We start from the raw sequence: 463 nt of genomic DNA on the forward strand, positions 1-463 counted from the left end.
TAAACACATAATTTTTCTTATCTCTGGCAGAAGCCGAAGCCGGATGGATGGCTTCATTTTCATTCAGACCGGAATAGATATCCAGTTTATCGATGGCCAGGCCTTCCATAGTCCAGGTTTCGGTGTGCGGGCCATTCATGCCTGAGACATTGATCTGATTCCAGGCCCCGCTTAAGTTCAGTTGTAAATGTTCGCCTATATTTCTGGGGCCAGCATCTATCTTCGTGGTTGTGACACAGGCTGTTGCGAGTAATACCGCAGAAAGTAAGATGCATTTCTTAAAGAGATTCATGAATTGGATTCCTCTAAATAATTTTTGACCATCAGCGCATCGGAGGCATCCGGTGCTAATTCCAGGTAACGGGAAAAACTGGCTGATGCCAGTTTTTGTTGATTTTGACCGCGAAATATAATGCCCAGGCCACGATGGGTTTCAGCCGGTTCGCTGCCAAGCGCGATCGCC

The 463-nt window shown here is 46.9% G+C and carries 1 protein-coding gene; it reads right to left on the reverse strand.

What is annotated here, in order from left to right; genetic code table 11:
* Positions 1-292: hypothetical protein (locus KDM89_RS19685; protein ID WP_212689583.1), on the reverse strand; the 292-nt coding region annotated here is incomplete at its 3' end.
* Positions 293-463: the final 171 nt, after the last annotated feature.

It is taken from the genome of Cognatundibacterium luofuense (assembly GCF_018139685.1).
Classification (GTDB): domain Bacteria; phylum Pseudomonadota; class Gammaproteobacteria; order Burkholderiales; family Burkholderiaceae_D; genus Undibacterium; species Undibacterium luofuense.